The sequence below is a fragment of the Maridesulfovibrio pacificus (SeqCode) genome (assembly GCF_048612815.1).
Taxonomy (GTDB): domain Bacteria; phylum Desulfobacterota; class Desulfovibrionia; order Desulfovibrionales; family Desulfovibrionaceae; genus Maridesulfovibrio; species Maridesulfovibrio pacificus.
Map to the genome: position 1 here is coordinate 1,432,009 of NZ_JBLZNE010000001.1, position 19,364 is coordinate 1,451,372.

Here is a 19,364-nt window from a genome sequence, read left to right on the forward strand (position 1 = left end):
AAATATAAATGTCTGCTGATAGCGGCCCTCCGTGGCCGGGTTTTGTTGATGCGCTCTCGACCGTACTCATGATGATGGTGTTTTTCACCCTGCTCATGGTACTGGTAACCGGAACGCTCTCATATATTGTTGCGCTCAAGGAAGTTAAGCCCGGAGCCGCCCACTCAAGCGAACAGGTTGAAACATTGGTGGCTGCGGCTCAGGATCTTTCTTTTATGGGAAAGACTTCTTCTATGGACAAACTTACCGAAGCCATGACCCAGAGCACTGTTCTGGACAAAGAAGATCTTGTGACCTCTCCCCCGCCCGAACGTGTTGATATTGAAGCGTTGGAGCGGGAAAAAGAGATGCTTCAGAAAAGAGTTGCTCTTGCGGAAAGTGCTGCATGGACTGCACATCAGGAACTCCAAAGACTTAAAGACGAAGTCAAAAAGCAAGAGGCCGCGAAAGACCCCAAACTTGCAGCAAAACTTCAGGCAGCATTAGATAAGATCAAACGCCTTGAAGCCGACGGAGCGGTCGAGAAAAAAGTTCAGACTGAAGACGAATATGTTCCGCCGCCATTTGTTACGAAAATGGTTCAGGGTTTGAACAATAAAAACCGTGTCATCATTCTTTATAACAAGCTGACCAGCACTCTTGAAGAAAAGACCGAATCAGAACTGCTTGCATGGGTTAAACAGAATGAATCCGTAATCATGCAAAAAGGATTGCTGCTTACTGCTACCCTCAATCACGAAGCAGTTTCATCCAGTATGGCCAACTCTGTGTCTTTTAAAAGGCTTTACGGGCTGATCAAGTTCGTGAACGACACAGCACATATTCCTAAGAGCAAGATTAAATTCCGTGCCTTAAATGAAGGCGTACCGGGAACCAACCAGGTTGTAGTCAGCGTAGGCAGCAGCTTTGGCAAAGCGAATAACAGCATAGACTTGAATACTTCCGCTAAGAAATAAGGGGCAGGGACTTGGATAACCAGAAAAACCCGAACCCGGCTCCTGATACTGCGGTAAAAAATCAAACCGAACCAGCCAAAGGCACCGGCGACACCATTGATACCAAAGGAGCCACGCAGCCTGAGAATGGCGGTTCTGATAAATCAGATCTAGCATCGCAGGAGAATGTAGGGCTTTTTAATCCCGGCGAGGATGAAAAAGGAGCATCTCTAACCTCCTGTTTAAAGAAAATTGCCGATAAATACGGTATTGTCGTTAGCGGCAGCTCCCTGCAACTGGGCAGTTCTTCATCTACCAATGAATACCTGCGCTTGCAGGCCGATAATATGGGTCTTAATCTATCCATAAAGCCCCTACCGCTAAAAATAGAAGATGAAAGGCTGCCTCTGATTGTGCAGTACTCAGACGGCAGCTTTGCGCTCATCGAAGAGAAAGTAGGCCGCAGGCTGACCCTTTGGAACGGCAGACAGGAAATCATCAGGAACAGAAAATCTGAATTCGCTGAATTCAAAGACTGGTCCTGCTCCTTGAAACCTGTTTTCGAGACAGACAAAGTCCCCTTCCTGAGCCTGACATGGTTCATGGGCCAGATCGGAAAGATGTGGCCTATGTATTCTCAAGTCATTCTGGCCACGGTGATGATCCATTGTTTTACTCTGGTCATCCCCCTGCTCATGGGTATTTTCTACGACCGCATCCTCCCCAACCTTGCGGAGAACTCGCTCAAGGTATTGATCACCGGGGCCATCATCGTGCTGGCCTTTGACTATATCCTCAAAAATGTTCGTACTTCACTTGTTGAAAAGGCCGCCCTGCGTGTGGAACAGGACGCGGAGCCGCAGCTTCTATCTCTTGTGCTGGACACCAACTATTCAAAACTGCCGATTTCAGCCGGACATCTGGCTCATGCAGTACAGGAATTTTCACGCATTAAATCCCTGTTCACCACCCAGTTGGTAGTCGGGTCCATTGATTTTTTCTTTCTCTTTTTCTTCCTGTTCATCATTTACCTGAACAGCGGAATGCTCTTTGCCGTTCCGGCTGTAACTTCTTTTCTAGTCTTGATCGTGGCTGTAGTCTACGGCTTTTTCATTGATGCGAATGTATCAGCACAAAGCAAACTGCAATCCCGCAAGAGCTCATTTTTAAATGAAATTTTCAATGGTGTTGAATCCATTAAAGTAACCAACGCGGCAAGGCTCTTTGTTTCCCGCTGGGCTTCTGAGATTGAAAAATCAGGTGAGATGTCCTCAAAATACCGCCTTGCCCAGTCGCGCTGTTCCATGACCACCGGATTTCTTAGTCAGCTCAACTCCGCAGGATTGCTCATCGTAGCGTTTTTCCTGATCAAAAACGGCAACATGAGCAGCGGTGGACTGCTGGCGACCATGGTCCTTTCCGGTCGCTGTATTGCAGTTTCCGCAAGCGTGTCCAATTTGATTACCTCGTACCTGTTTGCACGCCGCTCATACAAAGACCTGCGTAAGATCCTTGAACTGCAAAAAGAAAATTGCGAAACCCGCCAGTTCAAAATCCAGCAACTGGGTGGCGGTGTTAGATTTGACAGCGTTTCTTTCCGGTATCAGCCGGAATCGCCCTACGCTCTCGAAAATGTATCCTTTGAGACAAAGCCGGGAGAAAAAGTAGGAATTATAGGCCCTATGGGCAGCGGTAAATCCACCCTGCTCAAACTGCTGGCAGGTCTTGCCGATCCCAGTGAAGGATTGATTATGCTGGATGGGCACAACATGGCCCACCTCAATATCGAGAAAGTACGTGAATTTGTCGGTGTTGTTCCACAGTCACCGGTGCTTTTTCATGGCACCCTTGAGCTGAACCTGCTTATGGGATCACGCACAGCCACACAGAAATCACTGAAACAGGCTCTGGCTATTTCCGGCATCGAGAGATTTATTTCCAAGCACCCGCTGGGCCTTAAAATGCCTATCCTCGAAGGCGGAAAGAACCTTTCCAGAGGTCAGCGTCAGGCCGTGGCAGTCGCCCGTGCTCTGATCAGCTCTCCGCCTCTGTTGCTCCTTGATGAACCGACCAGCTCTATGGACTCCACACAGGAGCGCATGCTTATCAACCAGATTAAGGGGACCATGGCTGATAAATCTATTTTCGTAGTTACCCACAGGCCGCAGATTCTTGAGGTTGTGGACAGAATTCTAGTTGTGGACCAAGGACGTATTGTTGCCGATGGACCACGCGACGAAATCATCCGGAAACTTTCCAGCCCGGCCCAAGCCAAACAGGGGTAATCATGGGAAAGAACTGGAAAAGCAACCTTCTATGGTCCTTGGAAAAAAGTCTTGGAAACTGCATTGTTCTATTGCTCATTTTGGGCTTTACAATTGTATTTATACTTTGGGCCCACTCCAGCAAGATAGAAAAAACCGTGCGCGCCCAAGGTGTGGTGGAAACCAACCTAACCGATAAAATCGTGGGACATTTCGAGGGTGGTGTAGTTGAAAAAGTATTTGTAGCGGAAGGTGATACCGTCCGCAAAGGGCAGGAAATCGTAGCCATCGCCAACACTAATATCACTGAGAAAAGAAATAAATCCCTCATCAAAATGAAACGGCTGCAGGCCAAGCTGAACCGTCTGATTGCTGAAAGCAACAGCAATACAGAGGAGTTCGCACAAAAGTCTTCCACCCCGGAAGAAAAGAGCGAAATTCAATTCGCCCGTATCCGTGGAGATGCGCTTAGAGAAAAGATAAATATCCTTAAAACCCAGATCCAGCAGTCCAGAGCAGCTCGTTCTGCCAGCGAAAAGCATGTGCAGAACCTGCTTGATGAGCAAAAAGTGCTTAAAGAACAGCACGATATGCTGGAACCAATGGTAAAAAAAGGAATCGGCTCCCGACAGCTGTTGCTGCAACGCAAAACCGAACTGGCAAAAATCACCACCAGCATAGCCGAAATATACAACAAAAGGGATGAATACTCCCTTGAAATTCGCGAACTTGAACAGCGCATCAATCAGGAAGAGCTTGATTTCTACCGCGACATCCGCGAAGAAATCAACCTTGTCAGTTCCGAGCTGAAAGGAGTCCGCGAAGAACTTAACGCTGCCAACGAACAGATCGTACGCAGCGTTATCCGTTCCCCCATTGACGGCACAATATACAAACTCAGTGCAAACACTGTGGGCGGCATTGTCCGGTCCGGTGAGGCTCTGGCTGAAATAGTGCCCCTTGATGCCACTATCCGCATTGAAGGAAAGGTACAGCCCAGCGACCGGACCAAAATTTGGAACGGCATGACCGCTAAAATCAGACCCTCGTCATATGAGTTTTCTGATCAGACCATGCTCAAAGCCAAGATCGTCAACATCTCGGCCAAGACATACTTCGATGACCTGACACGCACATGGTACTACCGGGTAATTTTCAATACCATTAAAGAAGATGCGGAAAAGGTTAAAGAATTTTTGCCGGGCATGATCGTAGAAGTAAATATTCTTTCCGGCGAAGAAAGCGTACTTGAGTACCTGCTCTCCCCCATCACACGGGGAATGCGTGGTGCCCTTTCCGAGCACAGAACCCGCTGATAATCGTGACCACCAAGTTCACGAACAGGAAGTAAAATGGCAAAAAATATTACTGCAACTATCAAACAGATATTCTCAATCAAGAACCTGCTGCTCATACTGCTGGTAATGGCACTGGCGGGCGGGACTTTTAAAACGCTCAACTATCTCTGGAAAGAAAAAGAACAGTCCGTACGTACTGATCTTAAAGAGTATCAAAAAACTGTTCTGGGAAATGAGTCTGAACTATTGTCAGCACAACTGATCACCTACGTAGTCCGAGGTAAAGAACTGGCCCGCGCCAGAATTTTCAGACTCGCTATGGACGGCCTCAAATCAGCAAAGAAAGAAGAAGTTCGTAAGGCTCAGGAAGACTTCAAAAACTTCGTCAAAGTCAGCGGATACTCCGCAGGTTGTCTTTTTGAACCGGATGGGAACATATTCGCTTCAACTGATGTTCCGGAAGAAATTGTAGGCCGGGGATACAAAGAAGCTGTCCAGAATACCCTGCATAGCCGCACCCCCATATTTTTGCCACTTAGAACTAAAGGGAATGATCTGGTAGCGGATCTTTTTATCCCTGTTTACGATGCGTATGCCACCAGCACTGCTACACCGCCGTCACGAGTACTCATGCTTGAAGTTCCCATGACTGCTATTCTGCGTACTTTCCTCGGCTCTGAGCGCACCTTAAAATACGATAGCTCAATCCATCTGATCCAGAAAAACGGCAGAGCCAGCGAAGAAGCTACCTTCAGTTATCCCAACATCTTGAAACTTCAGACCATGAAAGTTTCTTTTGAAGGAGTTAATGAAGTTCTTTTCGGAGAAAGGACCAATCTTTCCCAAGATAAAAAAGTATACTCATCAGCACAGTTTCTTCCCGTTGTGAACTGGTGGGTAATGATTGAAACTGCTACGGCGGTACCAAGCCGAATCATTTCAATTTACCAACAGGAAAGCATCATCTTTGCTTCTCTGCTCTTGGCAGCCATGATTTTCTTTGTGCTCACCGTCAGGTTTATTGCCTCTACACGTAAATACCACCGCAAAAGTTCCAGACTGGAAGAAAAGATTCCAACTCTGCAAAAAGAACTTGCGCTTTTACGCATCATCAACAACTCCCTGCCGGAACCGGTAACCTTAAAAAAGAGTGAAGACGGTGCATTCATACATGTAAACAAATCCTTCATAGATTTTACCGGTCTGAAGCAGACAGAAGCCCTTAACCTGACAGACAATCAGGTCTTTGACCACCGCGAAGCCGAAACCCTTTCCCATGGCGACCAGATGGTCAGCATGTCCAACAGCCCATATAGCGAAGAACTGGTCATGACCCGCGGCTCCAGCAAATCTACTATTCAGGTAACCTTTGTTCCCTGTACCGTAGATCAAGAAAACGATGCCATCCTGACAGTATACCGGGATGTCACCTCGGAAAAGAATGCTTCTGAAAGAGGAATTGAAGTTCGTCAGCAGGTTATCAATGCATTGATCCGGGCAGTGGAAAGTGTTCCGTTTCTGGACGGACACACTTCCCTTATGCGTAAGTTAGCCCTTGAAATAGCAGAGACACTGCTCTTAAGTGATGCAGACTGCGCAACAGTGGAAGCTGCGGCAATTCTCTCTCAGGTTGGTAAGACCTTTGTTCCCAAAGAAATCATGGAAAAAGAAGGTAAACTCACCCCCGAAGAGATCAAGGAAACCCAAAAATACATCGAACACACATGTAAGATTCTGGAAGGTGTTGAATTCGACCTGCCTATTACCCAGACTATCTGGCAAATGCAGGAAACACTTGACGGAACAGGCTATCCGAACAAGCTTGAGGGTAGAAGCATATCCACTTTGGCCAGAATTCTAGGTGTAACAAACACCTTCAGCGCACTGGTCCAGAAACGTTCGTACCGAAAAGCAAAAACTGCCCGTCAGGCCGTTGATATCCTGCAAAGCATGGCTGACGTAAAATACGACAGCACGGTTATCGAAGCCCTTGGTGCAGTAATCGAAACACAGTCCGGCAAAGCAATATTACAAGAAAGCCAAGTAGAAATTTAACACTCCGCTGTAGGTAGAACCTTCCCAGCAGGCATGACGTAATTTTCCCCGCATGCCTGCTTTTTAATTTCTCCAACCAATAAATACTTGATCGCTACCGACAATTGCAGGTATTTATTTGAGGATACTTAAATTTTAAATCCAATCAGGAACTGACCATCATGACCAAGTTTTTGCGTTTTTTTCCGGCTGTAGCCGCCTTATCCGTATTTCTTTTGTTGCAAAGCCCGCACCATGCAACAGCCCAGACGGAAACTTCCGTTAACGGTTCAGTAGAAGTGGCTGTTGCTCTCGCTGAGCAGCAGACAACTCAGTCCGAAACGCTCATCAACCTCCTACAGTACAAAACCACGCTGGAAAAACAGATTGCGGAGACCAAAAAAGAGCTCAAAAAAACACGTCACCAAATGGACAAGGAAGCCCTGTCCATTAAGTTGACCGACCTCAAACAACAACTCAATAAGGTCCGCCAGAATTTCGTAAAAGTAGCCACCGGACTTGATCTTGATGTTTTCGATGAAGATGCACAGCAAAAATTCGTCTGGCAGGAAGAAATAGAAACCTTAGTACGCCCTCTGCTTCAGGAACTCAAAGAAATGACCAAACGTCCCAGACAGATCGAACGTCTGAAAAGCCGGGTCGCGTACTTTGAAAGCAGACTGCCAAGAGCCGAAGAAGCGGTTGAAAACATTGATATTCTGATTAACGCAAGCAAATCTCCGGTTCTCAAATGGGAACTTGGAATACTTAAAACTGATTTTGAAAAAAGACGAACCAACATCGACAACCAACTTGATGTTGCCCGCTTTGAATTGGCGGAACTCACCAAAGATAAACAGTCTTTTTACGAATCAACTAAAAAAGTCATGGCCGTCTTCTTCAAAAGCAGAGGTAAAAATATTCTCTTCGCTCTGCTGGCATTTGGCGGCGTATTTTTCTTTTTCCGTTTTGTGGACCGCGTCTTCAAGAAAACCCACCCGGCATTCAGAAGTAAAGAACGGCCGTTTTATATCCGGCTCATTGAGGTACTGCTGCTGATTTTCGCAGTCATCGCCTCAACTTCTGCTTCTCTTTTCACTTTGTACATCTCCGGTGATTGGTTCCTGCTCAGCATTGCCATCATCTTCATCATAGGTGCGCTCTGGACTGCACGAGAAGGTTTTACCCGCTACTACGAACAGGTAAAACTCATTCTAAACCTCGGCTCTGTACGCGAAAATGAACGTGTCACCTACAACGGAGTTCCATGGCAGGTAGAAAGGCTTGCACTTTTTGCCAAGCTGAAGAACCCGGCCTTAAGCCCCGGCAGAATCAGACTGCCTATCGGAGAACTGGAAAATGTTGTTTCCCGTCCTGTGGGCAAAAATGAACCGTGGTTCCCCTGTATGATTGATGATTGGGTGATCCTGTCTGATGGTGTGCGCGGCAAAGTTATCAGCCAGTCCCCGGATATGGTGGAATTAATCCAGCGCGGCGGGGCATACGTAACCTATCAGACCTCTGATTTTCTGGGCCTCAACCCCAAGAATCTGTCCCGCAACTTCCGCCTGAAATCAGTATTCGGCATTGACTACGCTCATCAGGAGGAATGTACTTCCACTATCCTCACGCAGGCTAAGGAATTCATTACCGCCAAGCTCGCAGAGGACGGATACACTGATCACGTTCTTAACCTGAATGTAGAATTTGAATCTGCGGGAGCATCATCGCTCAATCTGGTCATCATTGCTGATTTCCATCGTGACATCGCTGAGCTATACGGCCGCCTCCAACGCGCCCTGCAACGCTACAGCGTAGATGCCTGCACCCATTTCGGCTGGAATATTCCCTTCGACCAATTGGTGGTTCATAAAGCAAATTAAAAATTAAGGGGTGCCGCTTCAAACGGCACCCCTTAATTTTTATTCCACCTTGTGCAGATACACATCGCTCTGCGGATAAGGGATGGAAATCCCTGCTTCATCAAGTGAAATCTTGATCTTCTCCAGCAAAGCATACTTGGTTGGCCAGTAATCACCTGTTCCAACCCATGGACGTACAAAAATATCCACGCTTGAATCCCCAAGATTACCTACGGCAATCAGTGGTTCCGGAGTCTTAAGCAGTCTGCCTTCTGCTTCAAGAATGGATTTGATAATGGACTTGGCCTTCTCAATATCATCCTCGTAACTGATACCGATTATTAAATCGATGCGCCTTGTTTTATGGGCACTGGTATTGACAATTACAGATCCGAGAATAGATGAATTAGGGACTACCACACGCTGGTTATCGGGAGTTGAAAGTTCGGTATAAAAAGCGGACAATTCCTGAACTGTACCGGAAGTTCCGGCAATCGTAACGTAATCACCTTTCTTGAACATCCGAAGCAGAATCAGCATAACCCCGGCAGCAAAGTTTGCCAGTGTATCTTTTAATGCCAGACCAATAGCAAGACCGGCAGCACCGAGTACAGCGAGGAATGAAGTGACATTAATGCCTGCCTGGCCAAGAGCGGCGACCACAAATGCCGATAAGAGAGCATAGTAGACAATAGTCGCGATAAAAGATGTCAGGATATCGTCAACCTTAGCCTTAAGCATCATCCTCTTAACCACATTTGAAACCTGCCGGGAAATCATACGACCTACCAGCAGCACAAGAATAGCTACAAGTATTCTTAAGCCGTGCACGCTTACAAAGGCTATGGCATCTTCGGCAAATTTGCTTACCGAATCAGGATTCATCAGATCAATTTTAATTTCCGACATTGCATCAGCTGCTGCTTTTCCAGTTTCATTCATAAGTTCCACCTGCTTCTTTAAGAGTCTAGACGAAATAATGCTTTTACAATTAATTTCTAATTATCTCATTTTCAGACATTTAAGCAATAATGAAATATAAATTCCCGCATTGAAAAGATGAATCAGCATATTTGCTTTTAAACGAATTTATAATTATCGATGAAACAATCAATACAAACCCAGCTAACCGGATAACTGCATGTCCAACCAACAAAACATACGTTGCATCCTAGTTGACGATGAAGCTCCAGCCCTTGATGAACTGTGCTTCCTGCTTTCAGATTTCAACGATATCGATGTAATAGGCACGGCCACTTCCGCAACAAAAGGCATAAAGCTTATTGAGGAAAAAGAACCGGATCTCGTATTTCTGGATATCCAGATGCCCGGCAAGAACGGTTTCCATGTCCTGCAGGAAATTATGCAGCTTCCAAACCCGCCCCTGGTGGTTTTTGCCACGGCTTATGATGAATACGCGTTGCAGGCCTTTGAAGAGAATGCTGTGGATTATATTCTTAAGCCGCTCTCAAGTGAAAGGCTGAAAAAATCCATCAAGCGCATTCGCTGCCTCGTTTATGCCAATTGTGAAGAGAAAGTGGACTTACCGGATATGAATGCCCTGCTGGACACCATGGGTTTGGGAACCAAAGTCCTGCGGATTTCCGTAGAAGCCAGCGGACGAATTCTGCTGCTGGAGCCATCCGACGTAATCCTATGTCGGGTCGAGGACCGCAAAATAATGATTTACACGCAAAAAGGCGTTTTCCCCTGCTATGGCGATAAGACCCTTGATAAACTGGAAGAACGTCTGCAAGGACAGCCTTTTTTCCGCACCAACAGGGGCGAAATGGTAAACCTGACCCATGTTCGCGATTTTGCGCCGTGGTTTAACGGTAAATACGTAGTTACGATGAAGCATATTGACGAACAGGAAATTATTATAAGCAAAGGGCGCGTAAAAGATTTCCGCCAGCGTTTAGGACTGGCTTAAGAATGCCTTCGGCGGCCAAAGAAAACCTTGAAAAGTTTTCTCTGGACTCTTTCAAACTTTTTTAATTTGCTTCGTATATTCGTACTAAAGAAGCTTACTAGATATAAATATGAATCCAGAAACATTGATTATCACACTTGCAGAACGTTTCGGCCTTATCGTGGCCGGGGCTTTCCTGCTTTTGACCATTACCCCGGTCCATAAAATCGGTTTTCGTCAGAGTTCTCCCAAGGCTGATATTGCCATGCAGATTCTTATCTTCGGTATCTGCGGGATATTGGGAACCTACGGCGGTAACTTCGTATTTCAGTCTGTAGCCAACCTGCGCGCCATGGCCGTTATCACCGGTGGACTGTTCGGTGGACCATTGGTCGGCCTAGGAGCAGGACTCATTGCCGGAGGACACCGTATCTTAATAGACCTCGGTGGATTCAGCGCAATACCCTGCGGCACAGCAACAATGCTCGAAGGACTGGCTGCCGGGATAGTGTCACTGCACCTGAGCAAGAAGATGGACTGGCGTGCTGCTGCGGGACTAGCCTTTGTGGGCGAGATAGTTCACATGATCATGGTCCTCTACCTTTCCCATCCTTACGACGAAGCACTGCAATTAGTAAAACTCATCGCCATGCCCATGATCGTGCTGAACACCTTTGGTGCTGCTCTTTTCGCGCAGGTCATTAATATTGTTTTCCGCCACGGGACAAAGCAAGACTCGGTCAAGGCACAGCATATCCTCGATATCGCCAACCTTACTGTAAGCCACCTGCGTTCAGGGCTGACTCTGGAATCAGCGCAGGAAACAGCCAAAATCATACACGCCCACCTCAGCGCCGCAGCCGTTGCCATTACCGACAACGTAAACGTGCTGGCCCACGTGGGTGCCGGGGCTGACCACCATCTTGCGGGCAAGAAAATCCGCACAGATTCAACACTGCAGGTTCTTAACGAAGGCGAACCGCTCTTTCTCGAATCCAGCAAACAAATTGGGTGCGGACATCCGGGATGCCCCTTTACCTCCGCAGCGGTAGTTCCCCTGCATAAAAACGGACAGGTTGTCGGCACACTTAAACTATACGGAACCCGCAAGAACCAACTCGATCAACTCTCCTTTGAGATGGCCAAAGGCCTTGCCAACCTCTGCTCCACCCAATTGGAGCTGGAAGAAATCCAGATCAAAGAGCAGATGTTGGCCCATGCAGAAATCCGCCGCTTGCAGGCTCAGATCAACCCTCATTTCCTGTTCAACTCCCTGAACACTGTAACATCATTCTGCCGTACCAACCCGGATCGCGCACGTGAATTACTGCTGGAACTTTCCAAATACATGCGCAAAAACCTCGACAGCAGCAAAGGATACGTCCCGCTGCACGAAGAACTGGCCCAGCTGAACAGCTACCTCGCCATTGAGCAGGCCCGATTTGGAGAACGAATCAAGGTCGACTTAAATGTAGAAGACGTATGTCTGGAATGGCCCATCCCGCCGCTGATCATCCAGCCGCTGGTGGAAAACAGTGTAAAACACGGCCTCATGGGGCGCGAAGAAGGCGGCACTATAACGCTGGATATCTATTGTGATAACGATGAGATGAATATTTCAATTGATGACGACGGCATCGGCATGACTCAGGATCAGGTTGAAGCCATCTATGCCAAAAAGAAAATTGACTCCCACGAAGAAGGAATCGGGGTCCGCAACTGCATCCAGCGGCTTGAACAGATTTACGGCCCACAGTACAAAATGGTCATCATCAGCGTAGAAGGAAAAGGAACCACTATATCATTCAGGGTACCCAAACTGCGCACAGCCGTGCAGATGAATGAGTTTGCCGGAAATGCGGGGTAGGAACTTGATAAAATAACTCAGCTGCTCTAAATTGACCTGCATAAATCAAAATAATTAAAGGTCGCGACTATGAGCAAATGTTCCTGTAACACCCGCATATTCAATTCCTTTGCTGCACGTATTCAGACTCTGCATGAAACTGTGCAAGCAAGGCATACATCGGGCATTAAGCTATATAGCACCATCAGGACCCTCTTTGTAATCAAAAGTCTCAGCCGCATTGTTATCCGCAATTTTGCCAAGGATTGGCAGGAAGCATCCTGCCATACCACTCCAGATGCAGAATGTGCTTCAGTGCTGCAAAAAGCCGCGGTGATCAAGAAGCAGCTCGCCGAAGCCCACCTAACTCTCTGCACCCTGCCCTCGCCATTTGCTCGCTGGGCAGGACGCAGGCTCACCGGTCCGCTCATGGACTGGAAAGATCTGGTACTTGATCTTTCCATTGCAATAGACCCTGATATTCAGCACTCCCTCAGCGAACTTGAGGAGGTGCTCTAGCATGATCATGCTCCAGGAAACAGAGGCATATTTACGCTACGAAAAAAGTCTGCTCAAAAAATACCCGCAGGCCGAACGGGACATCAAACGTGCCAAAAAGAAAATCCTGAGAAGGCCATCCAGAGGAGTTGTCTACCGGGGCCTCAACAAAATAGCTCTACGCAAAATCAGGGTCTCTATCAGAATCCTGCGCATCTCCCCTCGTAAAGGCTTACGCCTCTTTTACTTATACTCTGAAAAGAAAAACAAAGCCGTCCCCATCTTTATCTTCAAGAAAGGCCGCCCACAGACCGAAGGACAGGTCATGAAGCTCTTCAGCCGGGCTGTTAACGAGGTTGTGGCAGAGCTCAAGAACGCGCATTAACTTAAAAATTATCCTATTTGGACGTTGCGCACGCAGCCATTCTTGATTAGCCTTCGCCGATCATATTTCAAATTGTTTTCCTTACAGGCGGATTTATCTATCACGCCTGATAATCACCACTGATAAAAATTCAGGAGCAGAAAATGAAAGTTCTTTGCCTTCAGGGCAGTGCCAGAAAAAATGGGCATACCGCTAAAATGATCGAATGGGTTGAAGAAGAACTCAAGGAACTGGGTCACGAAGTTGAGTCCATCTACCTCAACGACAAGGAAATGAAAGGCTGTATGGCCTGTATGAAGTGTAAGGAAAAACCGGAAGAAGTCGGCTGCGTAATCAAAGACGACATCCCTGCAATTCTGGAGCAGATGATAGCTTCCGATGCAGTAGTCTTTGCATCCCCGCTCTACTTCTGGGGCCCTTCCGCCCAGCTCAAAACTGTAATCGACAGAACCTACAGCCTGTACGTAGATTACCATATGCCAACCCACGCCTCCCTCATCAAGGACCAGCGTCACGGTTTTCTGGTAACCGGCGGTGGCCCTTACGATAACAACGCAGCGGAAACCTTCACCGCATTTTCCAGAATGAAAAAGCCGCACCTGACCAATCACACCGCAACCCTCTTCCTGGGCGGCTGTAAAAACCCCGATAACCTCGGGGATGAAGCCAAACAGCAGGCAGTAGAGTTCGCGCGCGAGCTGATTAAATAAGCAGCACCGCACCTTCTCGAAACAAGAAAAGCCTGACGCGATTTATGATCGCGTCAGGCTTTATTTTATGGGGCTATATAAATATGCCCTTAAAAATCAAATTTTGCAGCCAGCTTTTCATGACAATCCCTAAGAAAAACAAGCATATTTGCCGGATCGCCACTTTCATAATACTCAATCATTCCAGAGTTATACTCAGCTAACAATTTAGCAGGTATCGACATGGGAGGATAGCCATTAGACAACAGATGTCCATTCATCATTAGCAAGCCTGTTCGCTTGTTCCCGTCATAGAAGAACTGACTGCGAGCGAACAACAAATGCAAAAGGTAACCTTGAACAACTATTGATTCCTCAGCCTCTATGGTTGCCAGCACATTTTTAAATGTTGATTCCAAATCGTCTGGCTTCGGAGGACAATAATCAGTTCCGGCAATCCCAACCTGTCCTGATCTGAAACTTCCTATCTCCAAGGCTTCATCCTTCGCAATTACGGACTGAAGATCACACGCAACTTCTTTACTTATTTCAAATTTACCGGACTCAGCCATAACGAGCAGTGTTTCCCAGCCAAGCACTTGCTGCTTAAGTTTTTCAGCGTCCGATATTTTATGACCGCCGACAGTAATTCCCTGAATAAAAGTTTGAACCTCTGGAAAGGTAAATGGCATCCCTTCAAGCTTCTGAGTATCAAAAACCAACTCTGTGAAAATTTTGCGGGCAACGAATAAAGCTTTTTTTTTATCAGAACGCATGAACAACCTCTAAATGGAGTAGAGCGCTGCATCCCGAACGCAGCACTTGAAAATTTCATAAAAGAGTATTTTTATTTACAAGAACTGTCAATTTTCGCCAAAGCTATCGTACCCCGCCCCCCACTCAACATATCATCACACCCCAAACCATCCGTTATAAGTCATTTCAAACACCGAAAACGGCATTTCAAACATAAAGCGTAGAATTCAGATCCTCCTTTGTGCCAGAAGAAGCGCATACATATTTTTCAGCAAAAGGACGGAGGATATTCTTATGCTATTTTTCTTTGCCTGTGTGGCAGCCCTTATTGTCGGTTATTTTATTTACGGTAAATTCGTGGACAACGTGTTCGCGCCTGATGCAAAACGCACTACCCCCGCATACACAATGCGTGATGATGTTGACTACATGCCTATGCCCATGTGGAAACTCATGTTTATTCAGGTGCTGGATATCGCCGGAATCGGCCCCATCTTCGGCCCCATTCTCGGTGCCCTGTACGGTCCTGTAGCTCTTATCTGGATTGTTGTCGGATGTATCTTTGCCGGAGCAGTGCATGACTACTTCAGCGGCATGCTTTCCATCCGCAACAACGGCGCATCCGTACCCGAGCTGGTCGGTGAATACCTCGGCATGACCGCTCGTCAGGTAATGCGCGTGTTCGCATTCGTGCTGCTCATGCTGGTCGGTGTTGTATTCGTACTCGCCCCCGCAAAGCTGCTCACCGGACTTACCGGAATAGAGACCGGAATCCTCGTGGCCTGCATCTTCGGATACTACTTCCTCGCCACTATCCTGCCCATCGATAAACTCATCGGTAAACTTTATCCTCTCTTCGGCGCACTGCTGCTGGTTATGACCGTATCTCTCGCAATAGCACTCATGTTCAGCGGTCACACCATGCTGCCCAACCTCGATTTCGCAGTTAATTTCCACCCCGGCGACAAGCCCATCTGGCCCCTTCTTTTCATCACCCTGTCCTGCGGCGCAATCAGCGGTTTCCACGCCACCCAGTCTCCGCTTATGGCCCGCTGCGTAAAGAATGAAAAAGAAGGCCGCCCCGTATTCTACGGCGCAATGATCATCGAAGGTATCATCGGCCTGATCTGGTGTACCCTCGGCCTGTCCTTCTACGAATCACCCGAAGCACTCAACGCAGTTATCGCTGCCGGTTCCCCTTCCGCAGTAGTATCTGAAGTTGCTAATGCTCTTCTCGGCCCCATTGGCGGTATCTTCGCCATCATCGCAGTTGTTATCCTGCCCATTACCAGTGGTGATACCGCTTTCCGCTCCACCCGCCTCATTGTAGCGGAAACCTTCAAAATGGATCAGGGCCCCGCAATCAAGCGTCTGCTTATCGCAGTACCCCTGTTCGCTCTGGGTTACATCATCTCCACCCAGAACTTCTCCGCAATCTGGAGATACTTCGGCTTCTCCAACCAGTGCCTGTCCATGCTGGTTCTCTGGACCTCCGCAGTGTACCTTGCTCAGCGCGCTAAACTGCACTGGATCGCATCCATCCCCGCAACCTTCATGACCGCAGTTGTTGCCACATTCATCTGTCAGGCCAAGATCGGTTTCGGACTGGACATGAACATCTCCATCATGATCGGTATCGCAGCAGCAGTACTTGCTTTCGGTGCCTTCTTCGTGAAGTACGTTCGCCCCAAAGCAGCTGTTGAAGCCAACTAAACCATCTTCCTAAAAATAAACACAGACCACTCCTATTAGAAAAAGTCCCCCGCTTGCTTATGCAGGCGGGGGACTTTTGTTTACAAAATCAGCATCAGCCTGATACAATAAATCAAAATAACGCTAAATCGGAGGAAACAATGACCACATTTGAACTACTCGCTGAGGCTATTCAGAACAAAAAGCAAGTTCATGCATTATATAAAGGTCACAAACGCGAACTATGCCCACATGTTCTTGGTGAAAAAAATGGCATTACAAAATGTCTATTTTACCAGTTTGGCGGCGAAAGTAGTTCGCGGCCAATTGTTCCCGGCTCCACGCAGAATTGGAGATGTTTAAATATCGAATTGTTAGATGACGTTGAGATTATAGATGGAGATTGGTTTACAGCAGACAACCATAGTCGCACCCAAACCTGTGTTGGTGAAGTTCTCGAAATAGTTGATTACGATTAGCTTCAAACAAAAAAAAATCCTCACCCGAATCAACAGGTGAGGACCACTTTCACAAAAGGGATATTAATATCTAACTAACCAGCTTAACCAAAGCAGCAATTGAAGCTGCCTGAACAATCATCAATCCTGCGATCCACTTGATGATGTCAGCTTTTGCGGAATGGATTTCAACTTTAATTCTGTTATCGAGACTCAATTCCAGATTTCCAACTGCTTCTTTTAATTTTCAGAATCATCAAAAAGTAAAGACATTGTTATCTCCTTACAAACAGGCAATAGCCTTCATCAGAGATTGCGTCAATCATCCCCCAACAACAGCCTCCACCCCGGCAACAATATCAAGCAACTCACCGGTAATATTCCCCTGCCGGGTGGTGCGATAATCAGACTCAAGAACATCGATATGTTCGATGATATTTTTTTCAGCCACCTGCATGGCGGCGAGACGGGAACTGTTCTCGGCGGCTAAGGATTGCACAATTGCTCCGTATACGGAGATATATAGATATTCCCTGAATAAATTTGAAAATAAATCCTGAACAGGAACATTGGTCATGGGCAGGGATTTCCCATCCCATTTCGTGCTTCCGCTGCGCTTGTGAAGTGGCAGGATATGTCGGGCTGCAACCTTGGCCCCATCGCTTACGTGTAGATTATTTACTATGGTGAAATGGTTCATCCCGCGCTTGTTGCGCCATTCTTCCAAGTTCTGCTCAATCTCATCAACAATGGTATTAACCCCGCGCAGACTGCCGGGAACACGGAAATTCAGATCAACCTCGATCCCGGAATCTTCCAAAGCACCGCGCACCCGCTCCCCGCAGGTCCAACAGATTACCTTGTGTCCTGTACCGCTAAGCTCTTCAACAACCTTCACAGTCTCAGACCGTGCCAGCTCATTAAACTGCCCGCACATACCCTGATCGGAACCGACTGCCAGCACTACTGCAATGCCGTCCCGCGCTCCACGCGGCAGGATTCCGGCATTGCGGAAAAAGACAGTCCAACCCTGCTCGATGACCTCAGCATATTCGCCGACTCCCTTTGCTGCATTCTCAAAATGACGAATATTAACCGCAGCAAGGGCCTTCATAGTCTTGACCACCGAAAGCAGATCACCCGTGGTCGCAATCTTTTTACGGACAGCCTCAAGCTGCTGCATGCGCCTCTCTCCATTTCTGCATATGATGAGTTACTGCCTTCTCAAGTTCGACCCAAATTTCATCCTTGGTATCCGCCTGTACCAGACGTTCCATAGGTTCGAAACTTTCTTCCATTCTGGTCAGCAAAAACTCCTGAACTTCAGCAATCTGCTCCAATGGCACATCATCCAGAAGCCCTAGTGATACTGTCCAGAGAATTACAACCTGCTGTGCTGCGCTAAGTGGTGAAAATCGATCCTGCTTAAGCAGCTCACGCACCCGAAGACCGTGTTCAATACGGTTGCGGGTATCCTGATCCAATCTTGTACCGAACCTTGCGAACGCCTCCAGTTCCTGAAACTGGGAATAAGTCAGACGCAGGTCGCCGGAGACTTTGCGATAAGCTTTCGGCTGTGCGCGACCGCCAACACGGGAAACAGACTTACCCACATCAATTGCCGGGAGCATCCCCTTCTGAAACAGCACCGGAGAAAGGTAAATCTATCCGTCAGTTATGGAAATAAGATTTGTTGGAATGTAGGCCGAAATATTCTGCGCCTCAGTTTCTACGATTGGTAGCGCGGTGAGCGTACCGCCTCCATGTTCAGGCTTAAGTCTTGTGGAACGTTCCAACAATCTTGAATGGATATAAAAAATATCGCCCGGAAAGGCTTCACGGCCCGGAGGACGGCGCATGAGCAAACTGAGCTGGCGGTAAGCCTGAGCATGACGGGTCAGGTCATCGTAAATAATCAGCACATCTTTGCCCTGTTCCATGAAATATTCAGCCATGCTCGTTGCTGCATAAGGTGCGAGATACTGCATCCCTGAAGGAGCATTACCCTCAACCACAACAACAAAAGTATAATCCATAGCCCCATGGTTACGCAGAGTATCAATAACACGCGCTACGGATGCGCTGCGCTGACCGATCGCGCAGTATACGCAGATTACATCTCCTTTTTTCTGATTCAGGATAATGTCGAGAGCAATGGCGGTCTTCCCGGTCTGGCGGTCACCGAGAATCAACTCTCGCTGCCCTCGTCCAATAGGAATCAATGTATCAATGACCTTGATACCGCTCGCCATCGGTGTATCAACCGGGGCACGCATCAAGATGGGAGGTGCTTCCGATTCTACCACTCTCGTTTCGAAAGTTTCCGGCGCCGGACCTCCATCAAGAGGATTACCCAGCGGGTCCACAATGCGCCCGATCAACGCATCTCCTACCGGAACGCTCAAAACCGTACCAGAAGGTACAGCCTCATCCCCGGCCCGAAGTCCCGTGTTCGCGCCCAGCAGTGCAATACCAATGGAATCAGGCAGCAGATCAAGAGCCATACCCGGAACATCATTGCCAAGTGTAATCAGCTCTTCCGAACGCACTGATCCTAGACCCTGCACCTGCGCTACACCACGAGCAACAGACAGAACACGCCCCACTTCACGCGAATCTGGGCTGTATTCCATATTCTCGCGACCCTTTTCATGGGCATTCAAGGCCTGATCTATATTTTTTTCTAGGAAACCCATTTTGTTTGCCTCCGGCAGCTCTCCGAGGGCTTAAACCCT

The 19,364-nt window shown here is 47.6% G+C and carries 15 protein-coding genes and 3 pseudogenes; 13 read left to right on the forward strand and 5 right to left on the reverse strand.

Annotated elements, in window-relative coordinates:
- Nucleotides 1-8: 8 nt before the first annotated feature.
- The 6 genes and pseudogenes from ACNI23_RS06655 to ACNI23_RS06680 all read left to right on the forward strand — a co-directional run bounded on the left by ACNI23_RS06655 (nt 9) and on the right by ACNI23_RS06680 (nt 8,414).
- Complete coding sequence (locus tag ACNI23_RS06655; protein WP_420247418.1) at nt 9-956, forward strand: hypothetical protein; 948 nt, start codon at nt 9-11, stop codon at nt 954-956.
- Between the two features lie 608 nt (nt 957-1,564).
- Nucleotides 1,565-2,344 (forward strand): annotated as a pseudogene (locus ACNI23_RS06660) (ABC transporter transmembrane domain-containing protein); the annotation flags it as partial.
- Between the two features lie 216 nt (nt 2,345-2,560).
- Nucleotides 2,561-3,220 (forward strand): annotated as a pseudogene (locus tag ACNI23_RS06665) (ATP-binding cassette domain-containing protein); the annotation flags it as partial.
- A 2-nt stretch (nt 3,221-3,222) separates the two neighbouring features.
- Nucleotides 3,223-4,515 (forward strand): HlyD family type I secretion periplasmic adaptor subunit, encoded by a 1,293-nt coding sequence (locus ACNI23_RS06670; protein ID WP_420247419.1) that lies wholly within the window; start codon nt 3,223-3,225, stop codon nt 4,513-4,515.
- Between the two features lie 36 nt (nt 4,516-4,551).
- Complete coding sequence (locus tag ACNI23_RS06675) at nt 4,552-6,552, forward strand: HD domain-containing phosphohydrolase (RefSeq protein ID WP_420247420.1); 2,001 nt, start codon at nt 4,552-4,554, stop codon at nt 6,550-6,552.
- 161 nt (nt 6,553-6,713) lie between these two features.
- Nucleotides 6,714-8,414 (forward strand): hypothetical protein, encoded by a 1,701-nt coding sequence (locus tag ACNI23_RS06680; protein WP_420247421.1) that lies wholly within the window; start codon nt 6,714-6,716, stop codon nt 8,412-8,414.
- 39 nt (nt 8,415-8,453) lie between these two features.
- On the opposite strand, the gene ACNI23_RS06685 is transcribed toward ACNI23_RS06680, so the two are convergent.
- Nucleotides 8,454-9,335 (reverse strand): mechanosensitive ion channel family protein, encoded by an 882-nt coding sequence (locus ACNI23_RS06685; protein ID WP_420247422.1) that lies wholly within the window; start codon nt 9,333-9,335, stop codon nt 8,454-8,456.
- A 199-nt stretch (nt 9,336-9,534) separates the two neighbouring features.
- Between ACNI23_RS06685 and ACNI23_RS06690 the strand changes: the two genes are divergently transcribed.
- The 5 genes from ACNI23_RS06690 to ACNI23_RS06710 all read left to right on the forward strand — a co-directional run bounded on the left by ACNI23_RS06690 (nt 9,535) and on the right by ACNI23_RS06710 (nt 13,744).
- Entirely contained in the window at nt 9,535-10,326 is a 792-nt protein-coding gene (locus ACNI23_RS06690) for a LytR/AlgR family response regulator transcription factor (protein WP_420247423.1), read from the forward strand.
- A 109-nt stretch (nt 10,327-10,435) separates the two neighbouring features.
- Nucleotides 10,436-12,172, forward strand: coding sequence for a LytS/YhcK type 5TM receptor domain-containing protein (locus ACNI23_RS06695; RefSeq protein WP_420247425.1), 1,737 nt, complete (start codon nt 10,436-10,438; stop codon nt 12,170-12,172).
- A 69-nt stretch (nt 12,173-12,241) separates the two neighbouring features.
- Nucleotides 12,242-12,670: a hypothetical protein gene (locus tag ACNI23_RS06700; protein WP_420247426.1), complete on the forward strand. Its 429-nt coding sequence runs from the start codon at nt 12,242-12,244 to the stop codon at nt 12,668-12,670.
- A 1-nt stretch (nt 12,671) separates the two neighbouring features.
- Nucleotides 12,672-13,034, forward strand: a complete 363-nt coding sequence (locus ACNI23_RS06705) for a hypothetical protein (RefSeq protein WP_420247428.1) — start codon at nt 12,672-12,674, stop codon at nt 13,032-13,034.
- 143 nt (nt 13,035-13,177) lie between these two features.
- Nucleotides 13,178-13,744: a flavodoxin family protein gene (locus ACNI23_RS06710; RefSeq protein WP_420247429.1), complete on the forward strand. Its 567-nt coding sequence runs from the start codon at nt 13,178-13,180 to the stop codon at nt 13,742-13,744.
- 89 nt (nt 13,745-13,833) lie between these two features.
- Here the strand turns inward: ACNI23_RS06710 and ACNI23_RS06715 are convergent, their stop codons facing one another.
- Complete coding sequence (locus ACNI23_RS06715; RefSeq protein WP_420247430.1) at nt 13,834-14,499, reverse strand: Fic family protein; 666 nt, start codon at nt 14,497-14,499, stop codon at nt 13,834-13,836.
- Between the two features lie 274 nt (nt 14,500-14,773).
- Here ACNI23_RS06715 and ACNI23_RS06720 point away from each other — a divergent pair, with 274 nt between their 5' ends.
- Both ACNI23_RS06720 and ACNI23_RS06725 read left to right on the forward strand, forming a co-directional pair.
- Nucleotides 14,774-16,192, forward strand: a complete 1,419-nt coding sequence (locus ACNI23_RS06720) for a carbon starvation CstA family protein (protein WP_420247431.1) — start codon at nt 14,774-14,776, stop codon at nt 16,190-16,192.
- A 140-nt stretch (nt 16,193-16,332) separates the two neighbouring features.
- A complete protein-coding gene (locus tag ACNI23_RS06725; RefSeq protein ID WP_420247432.1) occupies nt 16,333-16,650 on the forward strand; it encodes a hypothetical protein in 318 nt (105 codons plus the stop codon).
- 70 nt (nt 16,651-16,720) lie between these two features.
- Here ACNI23_RS06725 and ACNI23_RS06730 read toward each other — a convergent pair whose 3' ends face one another.
- The 3 genes and pseudogenes from ACNI23_RS06730 to ACNI23_RS06740 all read right to left on the reverse strand — a co-directional run bounded on the left by ACNI23_RS06730 (nt 16,721) and on the right by ACNI23_RS06740 (nt 19,325).
- Nucleotides 16,721-16,846 carry a hypothetical protein gene (locus tag ACNI23_RS06730; protein WP_420247433.1) on the reverse strand — a complete coding sequence of 42 codons (126 nt, stop codon included), beginning with the start codon at nt 16,844-16,846 and terminating at the stop codon, nt 16,721-16,723.
- A 105-nt stretch (nt 16,847-16,951) separates the two neighbouring features.
- Nucleotides 16,952-17,812, reverse strand: coding sequence for a F0F1 ATP synthase subunit gamma (locus ACNI23_RS06735; RefSeq protein WP_420247434.1), 861 nt, complete (start codon nt 17,810-17,812; stop codon nt 16,952-16,954).
- Nucleotides 17,799-19,325, reverse strand: a pseudogene (locus ACNI23_RS06740) (F0F1 ATP synthase subunit alpha). Before ACNI23_RS06740 ends, ACNI23_RS06735 begins: the two are co-directional and overlap by 14 nt.
- Nucleotides 19,326-19,364: the final 39 nt, after the last annotated feature.

Coding starts and splice junctions, on each gene's coding strand:
- ACNI23_RS06655 (WP_420247418.1), top strand. CDS start 9: ATGTCTGCTGATAGCGGCCCTCCGTGGCCGGGTTTTGTTGATGCGCTC.
- ACNI23_RS06670 (WP_420247419.1), top strand. CDS start 3,223: ATGGGAAAGAACTGGAAAAGCAACCTTCTATGGTCCTTGGAAAAAAGT.
- ACNI23_RS06675 (WP_420247420.1), top strand. CDS start 4,552: ATGGCAAAAAATATTACTGCAACTATCAAACAGATATTCTCAATCAAG.
- ACNI23_RS06680 (WP_420247421.1), top strand. CDS start 6,714: ATGACCAAGTTTTTGCGTTTTTTTCCGGCTGTAGCCGCCTTATCCGTA.
- ACNI23_RS06685 (WP_420247422.1), bottom strand. CDS start 9,335: ATGAATGAAACTGGAAAAGCAGCAGCTGATGCAATGTCGGAAATTAAA.
- ACNI23_RS06690 (WP_420247423.1), top strand. CDS start 9,535: ATGTCCAACCAACAAAACATACGTTGCATCCTAGTTGACGATGAAGCT.
- ACNI23_RS06695 (WP_420247425.1), top strand. CDS start 10,436: ATGAATCCAGAAACATTGATTATCACACTTGCAGAACGTTTCGGCCTT.
- ACNI23_RS06700 (WP_420247426.1), top strand. CDS start 12,242: ATGAGCAAATGTTCCTGTAACACCCGCATATTCAATTCCTTTGCTGCA.
- ACNI23_RS06705 (WP_420247428.1), top strand. CDS start 12,672: ATGATCATGCTCCAGGAAACAGAGGCATATTTACGCTACGAAAAAAGT.
- ACNI23_RS06710 (WP_420247429.1), top strand. CDS start 13,178: ATGAAAGTTCTTTGCCTTCAGGGCAGTGCCAGAAAAAATGGGCATACC.
- ACNI23_RS06715 (WP_420247430.1), bottom strand. CDS start 14,499: ATGCGTTCTGATAAAAAAAAAGCTTTATTCGTTGCCCGCAAAATTTTC.
- ACNI23_RS06720 (WP_420247431.1), top strand. CDS start 14,774: ATGCTATTTTTCTTTGCCTGTGTGGCAGCCCTTATTGTCGGTTATTTT.
- ACNI23_RS06725 (WP_420247432.1), top strand. CDS start 16,333: ATGACCACATTTGAACTACTCGCTGAGGCTATTCAGAACAAAAAGCAA.
- ACNI23_RS06735 (WP_420247434.1), bottom strand. CDS start 17,812: ATGCAGCAGCTTGAGGCTGTCCGTAAAAAGATTGCGACCACGGGTGAT.